Source organism: Spongiibacter sp. UBA1325, assembly GCF_002306875.1.
Taxonomy (GTDB): Bacteria; Pseudomonadota; Gammaproteobacteria; order Pseudomonadales; family Spongiibacteraceae; genus Spongiibacter; species Spongiibacter marinus.
In genome coordinates this window covers 674,920-692,020 of the sequence record NZ_DBTD01000010.1, presented here as the reverse complement: position 1 = coordinate 692,020, position 17,101 = coordinate 674,920, and the positions used below count along the sequence as shown (strand labels likewise).

15 protein-coding genes are annotated in these 17,101 nt (G+C 57.0%); 14 read left to right on the top strand and 1 reads right to left on the bottom strand.

From position 1 onward, the window contains the following. Positions 1 to 3 precede the first annotated feature (3 nt). The 14 genes from B3K78_RS15120 to B3K78_RS15055 all read left to right on the top strand — a co-directional run bounded on the left by B3K78_RS15120 (position 4) and on the right by B3K78_RS15055 (position 16,380). The gene (locus tag B3K78_RS15120) at positions 4 to 417 is read left to right on the top strand and encodes a DUF1330 domain-containing protein (protein WP_286696102.1); all 414 of its coding nucleotides are present in this window, start codon (positions 4 to 6) and stop codon (positions 415 to 417) included. A gap of 39 nt (positions 418 to 456) precedes the next feature. Beyond that, positions 457 to 1,734, top strand: coding sequence for a spinster family MFS transporter (locus B3K78_RS15115; RefSeq protein ID WP_286696101.1), 1,278 nt, complete (start codon positions 457 to 459; stop codon positions 1,732 to 1,734). 67 nt (positions 1,735 to 1,801) lie between these two features. After that, complete coding sequence (locus tag B3K78_RS15110) at positions 1,802 to 2,809, top strand: AraC family transcriptional regulator (protein WP_286696100.1); 1,008 nt, start codon at positions 1,802 to 1,804, stop codon at positions 2,807 to 2,809. Between the two features lie 105 nt (positions 2,810 to 2,914). Then, on the top strand, positions 2,915 to 4,090 hold the full coding sequence (locus B3K78_RS15105; protein WP_204996721.1) for an acyl-CoA dehydrogenase family protein: 1,176 nt from the start codon (positions 2,915 to 2,917) through the stop codon (positions 4,088 to 4,090). A gap of 9 nt (positions 4,091 to 4,099) precedes the next feature. Beyond that, a complete protein-coding gene (locus B3K78_RS15100) occupies positions 4,100 to 4,777 on the top strand; it encodes a glutathione S-transferase family protein (protein ID WP_286696099.1) in 678 nt (225 codons plus the stop codon). Between the two features lie 22 nt (positions 4,778 to 4,799). Then, on the top strand, positions 4,800 to 5,957 hold the full coding sequence (locus B3K78_RS15095; protein WP_027874312.1) for an acyl-CoA dehydrogenase family protein: 1,158 nt from the start codon (positions 4,800 to 4,802) through the stop codon (positions 5,955 to 5,957). 20 nt (positions 5,958 to 5,977) lie between these two features. After that, the gene (locus tag B3K78_RS15090; protein WP_286696098.1) at positions 5,978 to 7,591 is read left to right on the top strand and encodes an acyl-CoA carboxylase subunit beta; all 1,614 of its coding nucleotides are present in this window, start codon (positions 5,978 to 5,980) and stop codon (positions 7,589 to 7,591) included. Between the two features lie 8 nt (positions 7,592 to 7,599). Beyond that, positions 7,600 to 8,427, top strand: a complete 828-nt coding sequence (locus B3K78_RS15085) for an enoyl-CoA hydratase/isomerase family protein (RefSeq protein WP_286696097.1) — start codon at positions 7,600 to 7,602, stop codon at positions 8,425 to 8,427. Next, positions 8,424 to 10,385: an acetyl/propionyl/methylcrotonyl-CoA carboxylase subunit alpha gene (locus B3K78_RS15080; protein ID WP_286696096.1), complete on the top strand. Its 1,962-nt coding sequence runs from the start codon at positions 8,424 to 8,426 to the stop codon at positions 10,383 to 10,385. Before B3K78_RS15085 ends, B3K78_RS15080 begins: the two co-directional genes overlap by 4 nt. After that, positions 10,382 to 12,157 (top strand): acyclic terpene utilization AtuA family protein, encoded by a 1,776-nt coding sequence (locus B3K78_RS15075; RefSeq protein WP_286696095.1) that lies wholly within the window; start codon positions 10,382 to 10,384, stop codon positions 12,155 to 12,157. The genes B3K78_RS15080 and B3K78_RS15075 overlap by 4 nt, the downstream gene beginning before the upstream one ends. Before the next feature lie 71 nt (positions 12,158 to 12,228). After that, on the top strand, positions 12,229 to 13,059 hold the full coding sequence (locus tag B3K78_RS15070; protein WP_204996728.1) for a helix-turn-helix domain-containing protein: 831 nt from the start codon (positions 12,229 to 12,231) through the stop codon (positions 13,057 to 13,059). A 96-nt stretch (positions 13,060 to 13,155) separates the two neighbouring features. After that, positions 13,156 to 14,961 (top strand): acyl-CoA dehydrogenase, encoded by a 1,806-nt coding sequence (locus B3K78_RS15065; RefSeq protein ID WP_286696094.1) that lies wholly within the window; start codon positions 13,156 to 13,158, stop codon positions 14,959 to 14,961. 24 nt (positions 14,962 to 14,985) lie between these two features. After that, the gene (locus B3K78_RS15060) at positions 14,986 to 15,447 is read left to right on the top strand and encodes a MaoC family dehydratase (protein WP_286696093.1); all 462 of its coding nucleotides are present in this window, start codon (positions 14,986 to 14,988) and stop codon (positions 15,445 to 15,447) included. A gap of 18 nt (positions 15,448 to 15,465) precedes the next feature. Continuing rightward, entirely contained in the window at positions 15,466 to 16,380 is a 915-nt protein-coding gene (locus B3K78_RS15055; RefSeq protein ID WP_286696092.1) for an SDR family NAD(P)-dependent oxidoreductase, read from the top strand. Positions 16,381 to 16,487: 107 nt separating this feature from the next. On the opposite strand, the gene B3K78_RS15050 is transcribed toward B3K78_RS15055, so the two are convergent. Beyond that, positions 16,488 to 17,048 carry a BON domain-containing protein gene (locus B3K78_RS15050; protein WP_286696091.1) on the bottom strand — a complete coding sequence of 187 codons (561 nt, stop codon included), beginning with the start codon at positions 17,046 to 17,048 and terminating at the stop codon, positions 16,488 to 16,490. Between the last annotated feature and the right edge of the window lie 53 nt (positions 17,049 to 17,101).

Below are 17,101 nucleotides of genomic sequence, written 5' to 3'. Positions count from 1 at the left end.
TCAGTGTCAGATAATCGTTACAGTATTGATCCAAGGGCGGCTGAATTAGCTGAGTTGCTGGCGCGTATCCCCAGCGACGAGCCGATTATTATGCTTAATTTACTGCGTTTTAACGATCGCGCGCAGTATGCCGACGGCGACCGAGGGCTTACCGGCCGGGAGGCTTATCAACGCTACAGCGAATTAGTGGTGCCGTTTCTCAGTGCCGTCGACGGACAAGCCCAGTGGTTGGCGGCGGCCCATGCGCCGCTCATAGCGCCACCCGGTGAGGACTGGCACAAGGTAATGCTAGTGCGTTACCCCAGCATTGGGCACTTCGTAACGATGCTGCGCAACCCGGACTATCAGGCAATCACCGAGCACCGCACAGCCGCGCTTATGGATTCGCGTCTTATTGCCTGTACAGAAGACAAATAAATACTCATACCAGCCTCAAAAAATAATAAGGATGGCGGCATGAACTCTCAGCACTATCGCAGCGATGGGCGCGCCTATTACGCCCTGTTTATCTTAACCATTGTTTATAGCTTCAACTTTATTGATCGCCAGCTGCTGGCGATTTTGCAGGAGTCGATCAAGGCTGAATTACTGCTGAGCGATACCCAGCTGGGGCTGTTAACAGGCTTTGCCTTTGCGCTGTTCTATGTCACCGCAGGCATTCCTATTGCCCGCTGGGCCGATGCGGGAAACCGCAGAAACATTGTCGCCCTGGCGGTGTTTATCTGGAGCTTTATGACGGCCATCAGTGGCTTAGTCCAGAATTACCTGCAGTTGTTACTGGCGCGAATTGGTGTTGGCGTCGGCGAAGCCGGTGGCAGTCCGCCATCGCATTCGATGATTTCGGATATGTTCCCGGCCGAGCGCCGCGCTTCGGCGCTGGGTTTCTATTCCACGGGCGTCAGCATTGGCATCCTGTTCGGTTTTTTAATGGGCGGCTGGCTGAATGAATTTTTTGGCTGGCGGGTAGCATTTTTCGTCGTGGGCGTGCCGGGTGTTCTGCTGGCACTGGTGGTGCGCTACACCCTGCGCGAACCGCGTCGCGGTTTGTCTGAGAATCGCGATGACAACCCCGAACCCGTTGCCGTTAAAGAAGTGGTGGCGCTGCTGTGGTCGCGGCGCAGTTTTCGGCATATGGCCTGGGCGGGTGCCCTGAGCGCCTTTGCCGGTTATTCGGTCGCCAATTGGTCGGCGTCTTTTATTATTCGTAGTTACGGCATGAGCACCGGGGAGCTGGGTACGTGGCTGGCGCTCATTATTGGTATTGGTGGTGCGGTCGGGGTGTTCGGTGGCGGTTTGCTGGCCGATAAACTCGCCGCTAAAGACACGCGTTGGTACGTGTTGTTACCGGCGTTGGCCGGTGTGATTTCACTGCCTTTTGCCGCCGGGGTTTACTTGGTCGACAATGTCTATGCTTCGCTGTTGTTAATGATTATTCCCGCCATACAGTCCAATGTGTTTTTAGGAAATACGCTGGCGGTTAGTCATTCACTTGTAGGCTTGCGTATGCGGGCGATGGCCTCGGCCATCCTGTTTTTTATCTTCAATTTGGTGGGCTTGGGTGCCGGGCCCTGGTCTGTCGGCCTGCTCAGTGACCTATTGGCACCGCAATTTGGCGATGAGTCGCTGCGCTATGCCATGCTGGCACTGGTGCCATTGATGGTGAGTTTATCGGCGTTGCACTTTTATCTGAGCAGCCGCCACCTGAAGCGCGACCTCGCAGCCGCCCCGCCGTGAGTCTGGCCGGTACCGTCATCGTCGGCATTCACGTACACTTTGCGAGCATGTATTTGAAGACGTGGCGATGAATACGATCGACCCCAATTGGACCGTTAACAGCACCAGTATTCGCAGTATTGCCCAGGCGATTGCCGCACTGGGTGGCGACAGTGAAGCGCTGCTGAGATCGGTCGGTATCCTGCCGGAAGCCCTCAGTGACGCCGAGGCTCGACACCCTGTGTCGGCGATGCATCGCTTGTATGAGCTTGCCGCTCAGCACTGCGGCGAAGATATTGGCCTCTACACCGGCCGTGTGGACTATATCAGCCGTCTGAATATGCAGCTCTACACCTGTGGCGTGTGCGAAACCTTCCGCGACTACTTGAACCTGATGCCCAGCGTGCTGCATTTTGCTGGTGATATCGGCGAGGTTCGCATTCGCCGCGAAGATGAACGCCTGCGTTTGGATTGGTTGCCCCTGTGGGAGGCATCGGCTCGCTGGCGGTATCAAAGTGACTGTCTGCTGACCACCTCTGCAGCTATTGTGCGCTCGCTGTGTGTGCGGCCAATTCCCGTGTTGCGTGCCCACTTTAGTTACCCAAAGCCCGCTAATACCGACTTGCTGGAAAGCATTTTTGGCTGCGACCTGCATTTTTCCCAGCCGCGTAGTTCTCTGTATTTCGATGCGGCGAGCCTCGACTATCGCCTTGTTCAGTTGGACTCGGAATGGAGTATGTCGATCCGGCAATCTACCCAGCATTTATTCGGCGAAGGTGAGCCTGATCCGGTATTGCGCTCGCTGCGCAACACCTTGATAAAAATGCTGCCAGCGGGTGGGGTGACTATCGATAAAACAGCCGCCGCGCAGAATATATCCCGGCGCACTTTGCAGCGGCGACTGGCCGACAGCGGGACCCAGTTTGGCCAAGTGCTGCAAGAGCTGCGCAGTGAATTGGCATTGCAGTATCTCAGTGATGAGCGCTTGAGTATTACCGATATCGCGCTGCTGCTGGGTTATGCCGACCACGGCAGTTTTTCCAGCGCCTTCAAAGCGTGGTTCGGCAAGTCGCCGCGAGAACATCGCCGTAAATAACGCCTTCTGGCACCAAATATCTCCTAGTCTGGCACCAAATCCTAAGCGCGCCCCAACAGAGCTTATAGACTGAGTAGGCTAATAATGACTAACTCAGGAGTTCGCATGTCACTGGATTTTGACGGCGCCCGTCTACACAACCCCTACCTCAATGCCGAGCACGAAGCATGGCGAGTGCAACTGCGTAAATTTGTCGACGCTGAAATCAGCCCGTTTCTCGACGACTGGGAAGAGGCGGGAAAAATTCCCGATGAATTGTGGGCCAAAGCGGCGGATATCGGTTTGCTCCAGCTCGGCTACCCCGAGGCCTATGGCGGCATTTCCGAGGGTATTGACCAATGGCATATCAATATTGCCAACGAAGAGATCACCCGAGCGGGCAGCGCCGGGGGCTTGATCAGTAATTTGCTGGTGCACGGCATTGGCTTACCACCCGTGACGAACTGCGGCAGTGATGCGCTGAAAGAAATGGTTGCACCGCGCGTGTTAGCCGGTGAAAAGCGAATTTCACTGGGAATTACCGAGCCTTCCGGCGGCTCGGATGTTGCCAACATCCAAACGACGGCCAAGCGCGATGGCGACCACTATATTGTGAATGGTAGTAAAACCTTTATCTCCGGAGTCATGGGAGCGGATTGGGTGAGTACCGCTGTACGCACGGGTGGCGAAGGCGCTGGCGGTGTTTCGATGCTGCTGATTCCCACCGACCTGCCCGGCGTTTCGCGCACCCCGCTGGACCGCAAGCAGGGGTGGTGGTGTGCCGATACCGGCACCATTTATTTTGACGATGTTCGCGTGCCCGCCGAGTATTTGATCGGGGAAGAGGGGCACGGCTTTCTCGTCATCATGAGTAACTTCAACCCAGAGCGACTAAGCCTGATTGTCACCATGGAAGCGGCCGCTCGCGCCTGCCTAGAAGATGCCGTGGAGTGGGCGCGCAATCGCAAGACCTTCGGCAAACGCCTGGCCGACCACCAAGTGATTCGCCACAAGATTGCTGCGATGAAGCAGCGCATCAATGCGACCCAGTGCTACCTCAATTATTTAACCCAAGCCTATATAGAAGGGCGCTGCGACCCGGGTGACCTGGCAATGGCCAAGGTCCAAGCCAGCGAGACCATGGAGTTTTGCGCCCGTGAAGCCAGCCAAATTTTAGGTGGGGCCTGCTACCTGCGCGGCAACCGCGTTGAACGCTTTTACCGTGAAGTGAGAGTGAACGCGATCGGCGGCGGTTCCGAAGAAATCATGCGTGAGCTGGCGTCGCGTCAATACCGTTTGTAAGGAGTTGTTATGAGCAGTGAAAAACCCACGCTGTGGCACTGTTACCCGTCCCGTTCATTGCGGCCATTGTGGGCGATGGAAGAAATGGGTATCGACTACGAGCTGGTAAATCTTGCCTTTCCGCCGCGCATGTTCCAGCGCGAATACCTTGAGACTAACCCCTTGGGGACGGTGCCTTTTTTCCGAGACGGCGACGTGGAGATGACCGAGTCCTCCGGTATTTGTCTCTATCTCGTTGAACAATACCAGCGCTTTGATTTCGGTCTGCGCGTTAGCGACCCCGGCTACGGCGATTACCTGAACTGGCTGTTTCACAGTGATGCGACCCTGACCTTCCCGCAGACCATCGTCCTGCGGTATTCGCAGCTGGAACCGCCGGAGCGCCGCCTGCCCCAGGCAGTTGAAGACTACAGCAAGTGGTACCTGGCGCGATTAAAGCGCGTGAATAGCCATTTGCTCGACCGTGAATACCTGTGCGACGACCGCTTCACCATTGCCGATATCGCGGTTGGCTACGCGCTGTATTTGGGCAAGGGGCTGGGGCTGGATGCGTTCTACGAGCCCCAGGTTAAGGCTTACCTCGAGCGCCTGATGGCGCGCCCGGCGTTTCAACGCGCCGAGCCGATGGGCGCCGGGCCAAACAGTTTCGTCCCCACTCCCTATCCCTTTGAAGGCTGTTTTAAATAATTTTGCGTAGTTGGAGCGTTTTATGATTTTGACAGAAGAGCATCAAAAGTTGCGCGATACCGTGGCGCAGTTTGTCGACAAAGAAATAAACCCCCACGCCGATGCCTGGGAAGCGGAGGGGATTTTCCCCGCCCATGAATTGTTTAAAAAAATGGGCGACCTGGGCCTGCTGGGCATTTCGAAACCGGTGGAATACGGCGGCCTCGGTCTGGATTACAGCTACCAAACGGTATTTTCAGAGGAGCTGGGCAGGATTACGACCGGCGGTGTATCGATGGGCATCGGCGTACAAACTGATATGGCAACGCCGGCGCTGGCAAAGTTCGGCAGCGATGAACTGCGTCGCGAATTTCTCACGCCTGCGATAAGCGGGGACGCGGTGTTCTCCATTGCGGTGAGTGAACCCCATGCCGGTTCCGATGTGGCGGCGATTAAAACCACCGCCCGCAAAGACGGCGACGACTACATTATCAATGGCAGCAAAATGTGGATCACCAATTCCACTCAGGCGGATTATCTCTGTCTGCTGGCCAATACCAGCGAAGGTAAAGCGCACAGCAATAAATCGCTGATTGTGGTGCCGACTAACACGCCGGGGGTGTCCTTTTCGGAGCGCTTGAACAAGCTGGGTATGCGCTCATCGGATACCGCGCAGGTGTTCTTTGACGATGTTCGCGTACCCCAGCGCAATCGCATTGGTGAAGAGGGGCAGGGCTTTATCTACCAGATGCTGCAATTCCAGGAAGAGCGCCTGTATGCCGCTGCGGGACAACTCAAGGCCATGGAAGCCTGCATCAACCAAACCATTGACTATGCCCGCGAGCGCGAAATATTTGGTGAGCCACTTCTTAATAATCAAGTGGTTCACTTTCGCATGGCAGAGTTGCAGTCCGAGGTCGAAGCGCTGCGTGCGCTGACCTATAGCGCGGTGGAGGAATACATCCACGGAAGCGATGTAACCATGAAGGCGTCCATGGCCAAGCTCAAAGCGGGTCGCCTAGCCAGAGAAGTGACCGACGCCTGCTTACAGTATTGGGGCGGCATGGGCTTTATGTGGGACAACCCCATCTCTCGCGCCTACCGCGATACGCGGCTCACCTCCATTGGTGGCGGCGCAGACGAGGTGATGCTGGGCATTATCTGTAAATTGATGGGCACCCATCCGGGCCGCAGAAAGTAGTGGGCTAAAAGGACGAGTTTATGGCGATATTAGAGTCTCACATCGATCGACACAGCGATGCTTTTCAGCGCAATGCCAAGGTTATGGGCGCGGCCGTTGATGAGTTTCGAGACATCGAGCAACGAGTGATTGCCGCGGCCGAGAAAAAAGTACCGCGTTATCGCGAGCGCGGCCTTATGCCGCCGCGCGAGCGTTTAAGTGCCCTGCTTGATGTTGGCACCCCCTTTCTCGAACTATCGACCCTCTGCGGCTATATGCAGGAAGAGGATCGCGATGGCAGTGCCGCCGGCGGAAGCTGCATTACCGGTATCGGTTATGTGGCGGGCGTTCGCTGCATGATTATGGTCGATGATTATCTCACTAAGGGCGGCAGCATTACGCCACTGGGCAGTGTCAAGCGACAGCGGATGATGCGTATCGCGATCGAGAACAAGCTTCCGGTGCTCACCCTGGCGCAAAGTGGCGGCGGTAACCTAAAGCTGCTCGGTGACTTTTTCGGGCCGTCCGGTGCCGGCTTTGCCGTGCAGGCAAAACTGTCGGCGATGGGCATTCCACAAATTACTGTGGTGCACGGCAGTGCTACCGCTGGCGGTGCTTATCAACCCGGCTTGTCAGACTACGTCATTATGATACGTCGTCAGTCCACCGTATATCTCGCCGGCCCAGCCCTGCTTAAAGCGGCAACCGGCGAAGAGGCCAGCGACGAAGAGATTGGCGGCGCGGAGATGCACGCGGAAGTTGCCGGCACCGCGGACTATCTCGCCGAAAACGACGCCGATGGTATTCGCATTGCCCGGGAAGTTGCGGGCAAGCTCGACTGGGACAAACGCTTGCAGGCCAGTGCGGAAGCGGCCTATGCCGAGCCGCATTTTGATGCTGAGGAACTGCTCGGTATTGTGCCCGAAGATCCCAAAACGCCCTACGACGTGCGGGAAATTATTGCGCGCATTGCCGACGATTCAGACTTCCTGGAATTCAAAAGTGCTTTCGATGTTGGCACGGTCTGCGGTCATATGGTGATTCAAGGTATTGCCTGTGCAGTGATTGGCAATAACGGCCCGATTACTGCCAAGGGGGCGGCGAAGGCCGGGCAATTTATTCAGCTTTGCGAGCAGTCCCAAACGCCGGTAGTTTTTCTCCATAACACCACCGGCTTTATTGTCGGCACCGAAGCGGAACAGGGCGGGATCATCAAGCATGGCTCGAAACTGATTCAGGCGGTCACCAATGCGTCTGTGCCGAAAATCAGTATTGTTGTCGGCGGTTCCTACGGCGCGGGTAACTACGCGATGTGCGGCCGCGGTATGGAGCCACGCTTTATGTTCGCATGGCCACGCAGTGTGGTTTCGGTGATGGGGCCGGCCCAGGCGGGCAGCGTGATGCGTCAGGTTGCCGAGGCGAAAATGCGCCGCGCCGGGCAGGTGAGTGAAGAGATGCTCGATGCGCTGGAGAAAGACACCGTGGATACCATGGCGGCGAAGTCGCACGCCCTGGCCAATACCGCACGCATGTGGGATGACGGAATTATCGACCCTCGCGATACACGCAGTGTGCTGGGTTTTGTACTCGATATTTGCCGCGACGCCGATGCCCGTCAGATCACGGCCAACACCTTCGGCATTGGCCGTTTGTAGGAGGCAGCATGTTACCCGAATGTAAAGAATTGCTGCTGTCGCTCGACGGCGGCGTATTGTCGATCACCCTCAACCGGCCCCATAAGCGCAACGCAATGAACAAAAGGCTTGTCTACGAAATGCGCGCAGTATTCGCCGCCATCGCCGAGCACCGTAGCGTGCGCGCCGTGGTGTTGCGCGGCGCAGAGGGGAATTTTTGTGCGGGCGGCGATATTGCCGGCATGCACGACGGCGCGGTAGACGAAGCGGGCAAATCCTTGTCCCCGGATAAGGCAGCCTGGCAGTTTAACCGTAGCTTTGGTCACCTTATCACCGAGGTAAATAAGGCTCCCCAGGTCGTTATTACGATCTTGGAAGGTGCGGTGTTAGGCGGCGGTTTTGGTCTGGCCTGTGTCTCGGATATTGCGATTGCCAGAGCCGATGCCAAGTTTGCCATGCCGGAAACTGGCCTGGGCATTGTGCCCGCGCAGATTGCGCCTTTTGTGGTGATGCGGGTGGGGCTGACGCAGGCCCGGCGTTTGGCATTAACCGGGCAGCGCATCGACGGCGCTGAAGCACAGCGCCTCGGCCTGGTGCATTTCTGTGCGGACAGCAACGACGACGTTGACGCGCAGTTAAACAACCAACTCTCTGCGTTGCGGCGCTGTGCACCGGCAGCAACTGCGCTTACCAAGTCGCTACTTCTTGATGTCGGCACTACCGCACTTGAACCGCTTTTAGACCACGCATCAGATCTTTTTGCCCAATGCCTGAATGGGCCAGAGGGCAAAGAGGGGACGCAGGCATTTATCGAAAAGCGCAAACCCAGCTGGTATTCGGAACGGGGAACAGCATGACCGCATTGCACAAAATACTGATCGCCAACCGCGGCGAAATTGCCGTGAGGGTAATACGCAGCGCTAAACAAATGGGCTATCGCACCGTCGCCGTATTTAGCGATGCCGACGACAATGCCCCCCATGTTCAGCTTGCTGATGAGGCCGTGAATATCGGTCCGGCGGCTGTGTCGGAGTCGTATTTGCGCGTGGACGCCATTATTGACGCCGCGACAAAAACGGCAGCAGATGCGATTCATCCAGGCTACGGCTTTCTCTCAGAAAATGCTGACTTCGCCCGCGCGTGTCAGGCGGCGGGTATCACTTTTATCGGTCCGTCCAGCGACGCGATTGAATTGATGGGCAGCAAACGCTTGTCGAAGTTGGCAATGATAGCCGCTGGCGTGCCCTGTGTGCCTGGGTATGAAGGCGACGATCAGAGCGACGAGCGCTTGGTGGCCGAAGCAGAGCGCATTGGTTTTCCAATTATGGTCAAGGCCTCGGCGGGCGGCGGCGGACGCGGTATGCGGCTGGTTGATCACGCGGCTGATTTGCCGGAGCAACTGCGCAGCGCCCGATCGGAGGCTTTGTCAGCCTTCGGCAGTGACGAGCTGATTCTGGAGAAGGCGGTACAGCAGCCGCGCCATGTCGAGATACAGGTTTTCGCTGACAGCCAGGGCAATGCCATTCATTTAGCCGAGCGCGACTGCTCGGTTCAGCGCCGCCATCAAAAGGTGGTGGAGGAAGCGCCATCGCCCTTTGTCGATGACGCTTTGCGCCAGCGCATGGGCGATGCCGCTGTTGCTGCGGCCAAAGCCTGCAATTACTGCGGTGCGGGTACGGTCGAGTTTTTGGTCGATGCTCAGGGCAGTTTCTATTTTTTAGAAATGAACACGCGCCTGCAGGTTGAGCACCCGGTGACGGAAATGGTTACCGGTGTTGACTTGGTGGAATGGCAGCTGCGTATTGCCAGTGGCGAGCCACTGCCGATGGCGCAATCCCAGCTCCGCATCAATGGTCACGCGGTTGAAGTGCGCCTGTATGCCGAGGAGCCGCGTCAGCAGTTTATGCCGCAAACCGGCCGCATTGCCCGCTGGCAAGTGCCGCAGGGGCCGGGGCTGCGACTGGATAGTGGGATTAGCGAAGGGCAGCTTATCGGCGCCCATTATGACCCCATGCTGGCCAAGCTGATTTGCTGGGCGCCGAGCCGTGAAGAGGCACTGCGGCGTTTGGCGTCGATGTTGCAAGATACGGTATTGCTGGGCATCAATAACAACCTGCAGTTTTTGCAGGCGGTGCTGCGCCATCCGAGTTTTATTGCCGGTGATGCCACCACAGCCTTTATCGCCGAGCATGGTGAGCAGTGCACACCTCCGCCTGAGCCTGGCACTGCCAGCCTGGCAAGGGCGGCGGCGGTGCTATATGAATGTAATGCCGCAGCGGCCAAAACAGCGCCTGCCTGGCGGCGCAGCGCCCCGGCAAGCTGCGTTTTCACACTTGCTTGGGAAGGGCAGGAATACCGCATCGAACTGGTTGCGATGGGTAGGCAACGCGAATTCAGTATTGCCGGTCAGCGCCATACCCTGCAGGTGGCAGCTAGCGATGCCCAATCCTGCGTTATTGAAGAGGATGGCGTGCGGCGGCGCATCCACTTTGCGCGCAATGGCAAGCAGCTGTTCCTGGATGACGGCAGCGGCCACTTCATTTTCGACGATACCAGCCACGCGGCCGCCAAAGCGGATGCGGCCGCTGGCAGCGGCTTGCTGAAAGCGTCTATGGACGGCGCCATTGTGGACGTTGTTGTTGCAGAGGGTGAGCGCGTCAGCCGCGGGCAAACCCTGGTCGTGTTGGAGGCGATGAAAATGGAGCACCCGCTAAAGGCAGACATGGACGGCACGGTAGCGGCAATTCACTGCCAAGCGGGCGATCAAGTGAAGTCGCGGCAATTGCTTGTCGAGCTGAATGAGGAGGCGCTATGAGTCGTTCGTCAGTACGTATTGGCTGTGCCTCGGCGTTTTACGGCGACAGCCAGCTTGCGGCGCGGCAGTTGGTAGACAAAGGCGAGCTGGACTACCTGGTTTTCGACTACCTGGCCGAAGTGACCATGGGGATACTTGCCAAAGCCCGAGCCCGGGATGAACGGCTGGGTTTTGCCGTGGACTTTGTCACCGTTGCCATGCGCGATGTGATGGCAGACTGCGCTGCCAAAGGGATTAAGATTATTGCCAATGCCGGCGGCGTAAATGTGCCCGGCTGCATTGCCGCCCTACAGTCCTTAGCCCAGGAGCAGGGCCTACAGCTCAATATTGCCGGTGTGTATGGCGATGACTTACTGTCACGCAGGGAAGAATTTGCCCGCGAGGGCCTGAGCGACATGCAGAGCGGCGCACCGCTGCCCGACAAGCTTGCCAGTATGAATGCCTACCTCGGGGCTCAACCCATTGCCGAGGCGCTGGCCGCCGGCGCCGATATCGTAGTGACCGGGCGCGTGGTCGACAGTGCGGTAGTAATTGCGCCACTGATGCACGAATTCGGCTGGAGTTGGCAGGACTACGACCGCTTGGCGCAGGCGGCCTTGGCCGGGCACGTACTGGAATGCGGCGCCCAGTGTACCGGCGGTAACTTTACCGACTGGCACAAAGTGCCGGACTTTTCCACGATGAGCTACCCCATTGCCGAGGTTGCGGCAGAGGGTGATTTTATTGTGACCATTCCACCGGCGACCGGCGGTTTGGTCAACCGCGCCACTGTCGCTGAGCAGATCCTCTATGAAATTGGTGATCCGGCAAACTACCTGTTGCCGGATGTTGCCTGTGATTTTAGTGATGTGCGCTTGGACGAGGTCGGCGAAAACCGGCTTAGGGTGAGCAATGCCAAGGGCCGTGCGCCCGGCGATAGCTACAAGGTCTGCGCAACCTGGGTGGACGGTTATCGCTTGATGGGCAGTGCCTTTATCGGCGGGCTGCGCGCTGCCGAGAAAGCGCGCTGTAGCCTTAACGCTTGGTTGCAACGCTGCCGTGGTGTTTTTAAAGAACGCGCTTGGGAAGACTTTCGCGATGTCAGCATCGAAGTCATTGGAGCCGAGGACACCTATGGCCGTCACGCGCGCGATACGGCTAGCAGGGAGGTGATGGCCAAATACGGTTTGCACCACAACAGCCGCGAGGCGCTTACCTTCGCCGCCAACGAGTTCGCCTATCTCGCGACCTCGGCGGCACCGGGCATGAGTGGCTTTGGTGCTGGCCGAGCCAAGCCCGGCCCATTGATTCGCATTCACTCGTCGCTACTCGCCAAAGACCGTGTTCCCGTCACCGTACAAATGGGCGATCAGCGCTTGAGTGAGCGCAGCTACCCAACGCCAGGTTCCAGCCCCGCGGTCGGTAGCCGTTATTCATCACTGGCTGTCAGCGAGGGTGTCGACTGCCGCGTGCCGCTCGAGCAACTGGCTTATGCGCGCAGCGGCGACAAGGGTAATAACGCGAATATCGGTGTGATTGCGCGCCGCGAGTGTTATTTGCCGCACATCGCCCAAGCCCTGTCGGAGAGCGCCGTGGCGGAGTACTTCGAGCATCTGCTAGATGGCGATGTACACCGCTTTGATGTGCCGGGTTTCCACGCCTTTAACTTTTTGTTGCGCGACGCGTTGGGCGGAGGCGGCAGTGCCTCGCTGCGGGTGGATTCGCAGGGCAAAGCGCTGGCGCAAATGCTGCTGTCGATGGACGTGGCAATCCCGCGACACCTGCTTGATTAATGCCCTAAGGGTTTGAGCGCACCCGCTATCGCGCGTAGTATCCTTGAGCATCATTTCTTCAGGGTTGGCGTGTGGTAGAGAGTGCATCGAGCTTTGGGCGGTTTTTAAAATTTTGGCGCGGTGTGCACCGCCTCAGTCAGGAGCAGCTGGCATTTGAGTTGGGCAGTTCACCGCGCCATATCAGCCGCCTTGAAAATGGCAGCAGTCGCCCCAGCGAAACGATGGTGTTGGAGATCGCCAAAGCGCTGAAATTGGGGCGGCGCGACCAAAGTCATTTGCTTATTGCGGCGGGCTTTGCGCCGCGCGACGAGCGTGTCGATTTTAATTCCGCAGAGCTCAAATGGCTGCGCAGCGCCATGACCATGACGCTGCAGGCGCTGGACCCCTATCCCGCATGTTTGGTGGATAATTCCACTAATATTCTCATGGTGAACCGCAGCTGGCTGGGGTTTTACTCCCGTCTTATGCCCGCTGATGAGTTGCACAATATCAGCAATTTTTACGACTTTATGTTCAGCTCCCAATCTGCGGAAAATGCCGTGAGCAACTGGGAGGACACACTGTCGGCCATTCTTATGTCGATCCAGCAGTCGGCGCTATTCAGCAATGACCCGACGGTGAAGGCAACCCTGGATCGGCTGCGCAGTTATCCCTCCGTACCGAGTGACTGGCAGCAGCGCGCCGCGTCGGTAGAGCCGATGGCGAGCTTTCGCGTGCAGCTGGCGATAGACGGTGTGATGCAGCGATTTTTTAGTGTGAGCACCACCGTGGGGGCACTGGGGCCAACGGCCTTTGTTTCCGAGCCTCAGTTAACCGTTACCGCGCTTTACCCGGAAGATCGTCAGCTGAATGTGGATGCCTTCGCTGACACCGACCTCAGTCACCCGCTGCTGTTTTACTAGGTGGCGATGGCGCTGCCTGACATCAGATGTCGTGGCTGGCTCTGGGGGTGCTGGGCATACTGCTGTCACAATTCTTTTTCGATATGAGGTACTACCATGCCTGCTCCGCTACTCAACGAACGCGATCTCGATTTTATGCTGTACGAATTTCTGGACAGCGAGAGCATGTGTGCGCGCGAGCGTTATCGAGACCACAATCGCGAAAGCTTTGATGCCGCTATTGCCACTGCCAAGCAGGTTGCGGAAAAGTACTTCTTGCCGATTCGCGGCAAGGTCGACCGCAATGAACCGCGTTTTGAAAATGGCCGTGTGGAAATGCTCCCCGAGATCAAACAGGCGGTCGATGCCGCTACCGAGGCAGGGTTTGTCTCGTCAACGGCTGATTACGAAGTGGGCGGGATGCAATTGCCCCTGCCCGTGGCCACGGTCGCCAATGCGTATCTTACTGCCGCAGGCAGCACGACCCTGGGGTACTTGAGCTTAACCACTGCTAACGCCAGTTTGATTGAAGCACACGGCACTCCGGAGCAGATTGCCAAGTGGGCCGTGCCCCAGCGCAGTGGCCGCTTTGCCGGCACCATGGCGATGACGGAGCCGGGAGCGGGCTCCGGCCTGGCTGACCTGATCACCAGTGCTGAACGGGCTGAGGATGGCAGTTACCGCATTATCGGGAATAAGATCTATATCTCTGGCGGCGATCACGAGCTTAATGAAAATATTGTGCACTTGGTGTTGGCCAGGGTGAAGGGGGCGCCAAAGGGTACCAAAGGCATCTCACTGTTCATTGTGCCTAAGTTCCTGGTTAACGACGATGGCAGCCTGGGTGAGCAGAACGATGTAGCCTTGGCGGGGCTGTTCCATAAAATGGGCGGTCGTGGGCAAACCTCGACATCGCTTAACTTTGGTGAGCGTGGCGGCGCCGTTGGCTATTTGGTCGGCGAAGAAAATCGCGGCCTGAGCTATATGTTCCACATGATGAACGAAGCGCGCATTATGGTAGGCACGGGTGCGGCAACCATCGCGTTAACCGGCTTTCAATACTCACTAAACTATGCCCGCGAGCGCCCGCAGGGGCGCTTGCCATCGTGTAAAGACCCGCTGTCACCGCCGGTTAATATTATTGAACACGCCGACGTACGCCGCATGTTATTGGCCCAGAAGGCCTATGCCGAGGGCGCGTTTGCTCTCTGTTTGTTTGGCGCACAGCTGGCCGACGACCAGCACACGGCGCCAACCGAAGAGCAGCGCAGTCAGGCTAAATTATTGCTCGATTTCTTGATCCCCATGATCAAAACCTGGCCGTCTGAGTACGGCCCTCAGGCCAATAGCTTGGCCATTCAGGTACTCGGTGGCGCGGGCTATATCAATGAACATCCGGTTGAAATGTTTTACCGAGACAATCGCCTGAACCCCATTCACGAGGGAACTACCGGCATTCAGTCCCTCGACTTGCTCGCGCGGAAGGTGCCCATGCAGGGCATGGCTGGCTATCACTACTGTCTGGCGTTAATGCGCGAAACGGTCGCGCAGGCGGGCGCTGTAGCCGGTTTGGAAAAGCAGGCGGAACAGCTGGAGACCGCGATTAAACGGCTGACTGATACCACCGAGACCCTGTTGGCAGCCATGGCTGACACCGACATAGACAAGGTATTGGCGAACTCGGTTACGTACCTGGAGCTGTTTGGCCATGTGGTTGTGGCCTGGCTGTGGCTGAAGCAGGGGCTTGTTGCTCATCAAGCACTTGCGCAAAGTCAGCATGGTGACGAGCAGAATTTTTATCGTGGTAAGTTACAGGCGATGCGCTACTTCTTTTCGGTGGAGTTGCCGCACACTGAGCGCTGGTCTGCTTTGCTTATGCAAGGTGAAGACAGTGCCTATGCTATGCGTGATGATTGGTTTTAACAGGCCTAAATAAGGATAAACAAAATGGCGACAACAGTAGATAGAACGAAGGTGATGGAATACGTCGGCCGGGAGACACCGCCGACCCAGTGGCACACAGTGGATCAAGCGGCCATCAATGAATTTGCCGACTGTACCCTGGACCACCAGTTTATTCATGTTGATCCCGAGCGCGCGAAACAAACGCCCTTCGGTGGTACGGTTGCCCATGGCTTTTTAAGCTTGTCGATGCTGTCGCATTTCGCAGAAGAGTTTATGGTGATGATCGAGGGTGCCCATATGGGCTTGAATTACGGTTTTGATAAGGTTCGTTTTATCGCGCCTGTCGCCGTCGATAGCCGCATTCGCGCCCGCGCCAAGTTTATCGACATCACCGAAACCAAGCCGGGGCAGTTTCGCTTCACCACCCAGGTGACAATAGAGATCGAAGGTCAGGATAAACCCGCTCTCATCGCAGAGTGGTTGACCATGCAATTAGTGGCGTAAACATAAAAGGAAATAAAAATGGATGTGAGATTTGATGGCCAGGTAGCCATTGTAACGGGCGCGGGAAATGGCTTGGGGCGTAGTCACGCTCTGGCATTGGCAGCGCGCGGAGCCAAGGTTGTGGTGAATGACCTGGGCGGCGCCCGCGACGGCAGCGGCGCGTCCTCTGAGGCGGCGCGGGAAGTGGTTGCGACCATAGAGGCCAATGGCGGCGAGGCGATGGCTCACGGCGCCAATGTTGCGGTAATAGCAGAAGTTGAGGATATGGTCCGCCAGGCAATGGACAAGTGGGGGCGCGTCGATATTCTGGTAAATAACGCCGGTATTTTGCGCGACAAAACCTTTGCCAAAATGTCGCTGGACGACTTTCGTCTGGTGATGGATGTGCACCTGATGGGCTCGGTGAATTGCACCAAGGCCGTGTGGGACATTATGCGCGAGCAGGAATATGGCCGCATCGTGATGACCACGTCGTCGTCGGGCATGTACGGTAACTTTGGCCAGAGTAATTACGGCGCCGCCAAGATGGCCGTGCTCGGTTTTATGAATACCCTGGGCCTTGAGGGTGCCAAGAAGAACGTGCGGGTCAATGCGCTGTCACCGACGGCGGCAACGCGCATGACCGAAGACTTGCTACCGAAAGAAGTACTGGATCTACTTACGCCTGAATCGGTAACGGCGGGTGCGCTGGTGCTGTGCCATGAATCTGCACCGAATCGCCATATTCTTTGCGCCGGCGCGGGTGGTTATGCGAGCTCGCGAATCTTTGAGACCGATGGCGTATTCTTGGGTGTTGAACAACAAACGCCTGAGGCGATCCTTGAAAACTGGGATGCCATTACCAGCGAAGCCGCGCAGCGGCCGCTAGAGGCGGGAAGTAAGCAGACTGAGAAATTCCTCGCCAAAGCCATGGCGGCGATGTCGGCGGAATAACCGGTCCTGGCTTTGTGGCATAAGTCTCAGCGAGAGGGGCGGTGCGGCACAAAGGGGCCGGCGGAGTATCCACCGGCCCGTTGCTATCAGGGGTTTCGATGCCGGACTTAGCTATTGGTCACGTCGAGCTTATCTTCCACTTCGGAAACGTGATCGAAGCTCTTGGCTATTTCAATGGCTAAGTCGTGTGCGGCCTCGCTTTTCACAGTGCCGCGCAGGGTCACTACACCGCGATGAGTGTCGACATTAATTTTGGTTGCCGCAATATCATCGTTGGCGGCAAACTTCATATTGATGGCCGCGGTGGTGCTCAAGTCATTCCACTTGCGGGCAAAGTCATTGCTGGTTTTCTCCAGCTTGCTGCGATAGCTCCCTTCAACATGTAAGTTGTTTTCAACCGATGTAACGCCGTCTACATTGCTCGCGAGCTGGCCGGCCAGATCCTTTTCGATATCACTGCTAACAGTGCCTTCGAGAGTAACCTTGCCCTGGTTTACATCCGTGTCGATGTCAAAGTTATTGAGCTCGCCATTGAGCATAATTGCGGTTTCGACTTTACCGTCGAGCCAGGCATCTTTGGTTTTGCCTTGCCAGCTGTCAGCCAGTACGGGAGTGCTTGCCAAAGCGCCCAAGGTGAGGCTGGTGATTAGCGTCTTCTTGATAGTCATAGTTGACCTCCATTTCGGTTCTAATCAAATACGATGCATGCATCGTCACTGGG

Coding starts and splice junctions, on each gene's coding strand:
- B3K78_RS15095 (WP_027874312.1), top strand. CDS start 4,800: ATGATTTTGACAGAAGAGCATCAAAAGTTGCGCGATACCGTGGCGCAG.
- B3K78_RS15075 (WP_286696095.1), top strand. CDS start 10,382: ATGAGTCGTTCGTCAGTACGTATTGGCTGTGCCTCGGCGTTTTACGGC.
- B3K78_RS15055 (WP_286696092.1), top strand. CDS start 15,466: ATGGATGTGAGATTTGATGGCCAGGTAGCCATTGTAACGGGCGCGGGA.
- B3K78_RS15060 (WP_286696093.1), top strand. CDS start 14,986: ATGGCGACAACAGTAGATAGAACGAAGGTGATGGAATACGTCGGCCGG.
- B3K78_RS15090 (WP_286696098.1), top strand. CDS start 5,978: ATGGCGATATTAGAGTCTCACATCGATCGACACAGCGATGCTTTTCAG.
- B3K78_RS15080 (WP_286696096.1), top strand. CDS start 8,424: ATGACCGCATTGCACAAAATACTGATCGCCAACCGCGGCGAAATTGCC.
- B3K78_RS15065 (WP_286696094.1), top strand. CDS start 13,156: ATGCCTGCTCCGCTACTCAACGAACGCGATCTCGATTTTATGCTGTAC.
- B3K78_RS15085 (WP_286696097.1), top strand. CDS start 7,600: ATGTTACCCGAATGTAAAGAATTGCTGCTGTCGCTCGACGGCGGCGTA.
- B3K78_RS15050 (WP_286696091.1), bottom strand. CDS start 17,048: ATGACTATCAAGAAGACGCTAATCACCAGCCTCACCTTGGGCGCTTTG.
- B3K78_RS15115 (WP_286696101.1), top strand. CDS start 457: ATGAACTCTCAGCACTATCGCAGCGATGGGCGCGCCTATTACGCCCTG.
- B3K78_RS15100 (WP_286696099.1), top strand. CDS start 4,100: ATGAGCAGTGAAAAACCCACGCTGTGGCACTGTTACCCGTCCCGTTCA.
- B3K78_RS15110 (WP_286696100.1), top strand. CDS start 1,802: ATGAATACGATCGACCCCAATTGGACCGTTAACAGCACCAGTATTCGC.
- B3K78_RS15105 (WP_204996721.1), top strand. CDS start 2,915: ATGTCACTGGATTTTGACGGCGCCCGTCTACACAACCCCTACCTCAAT.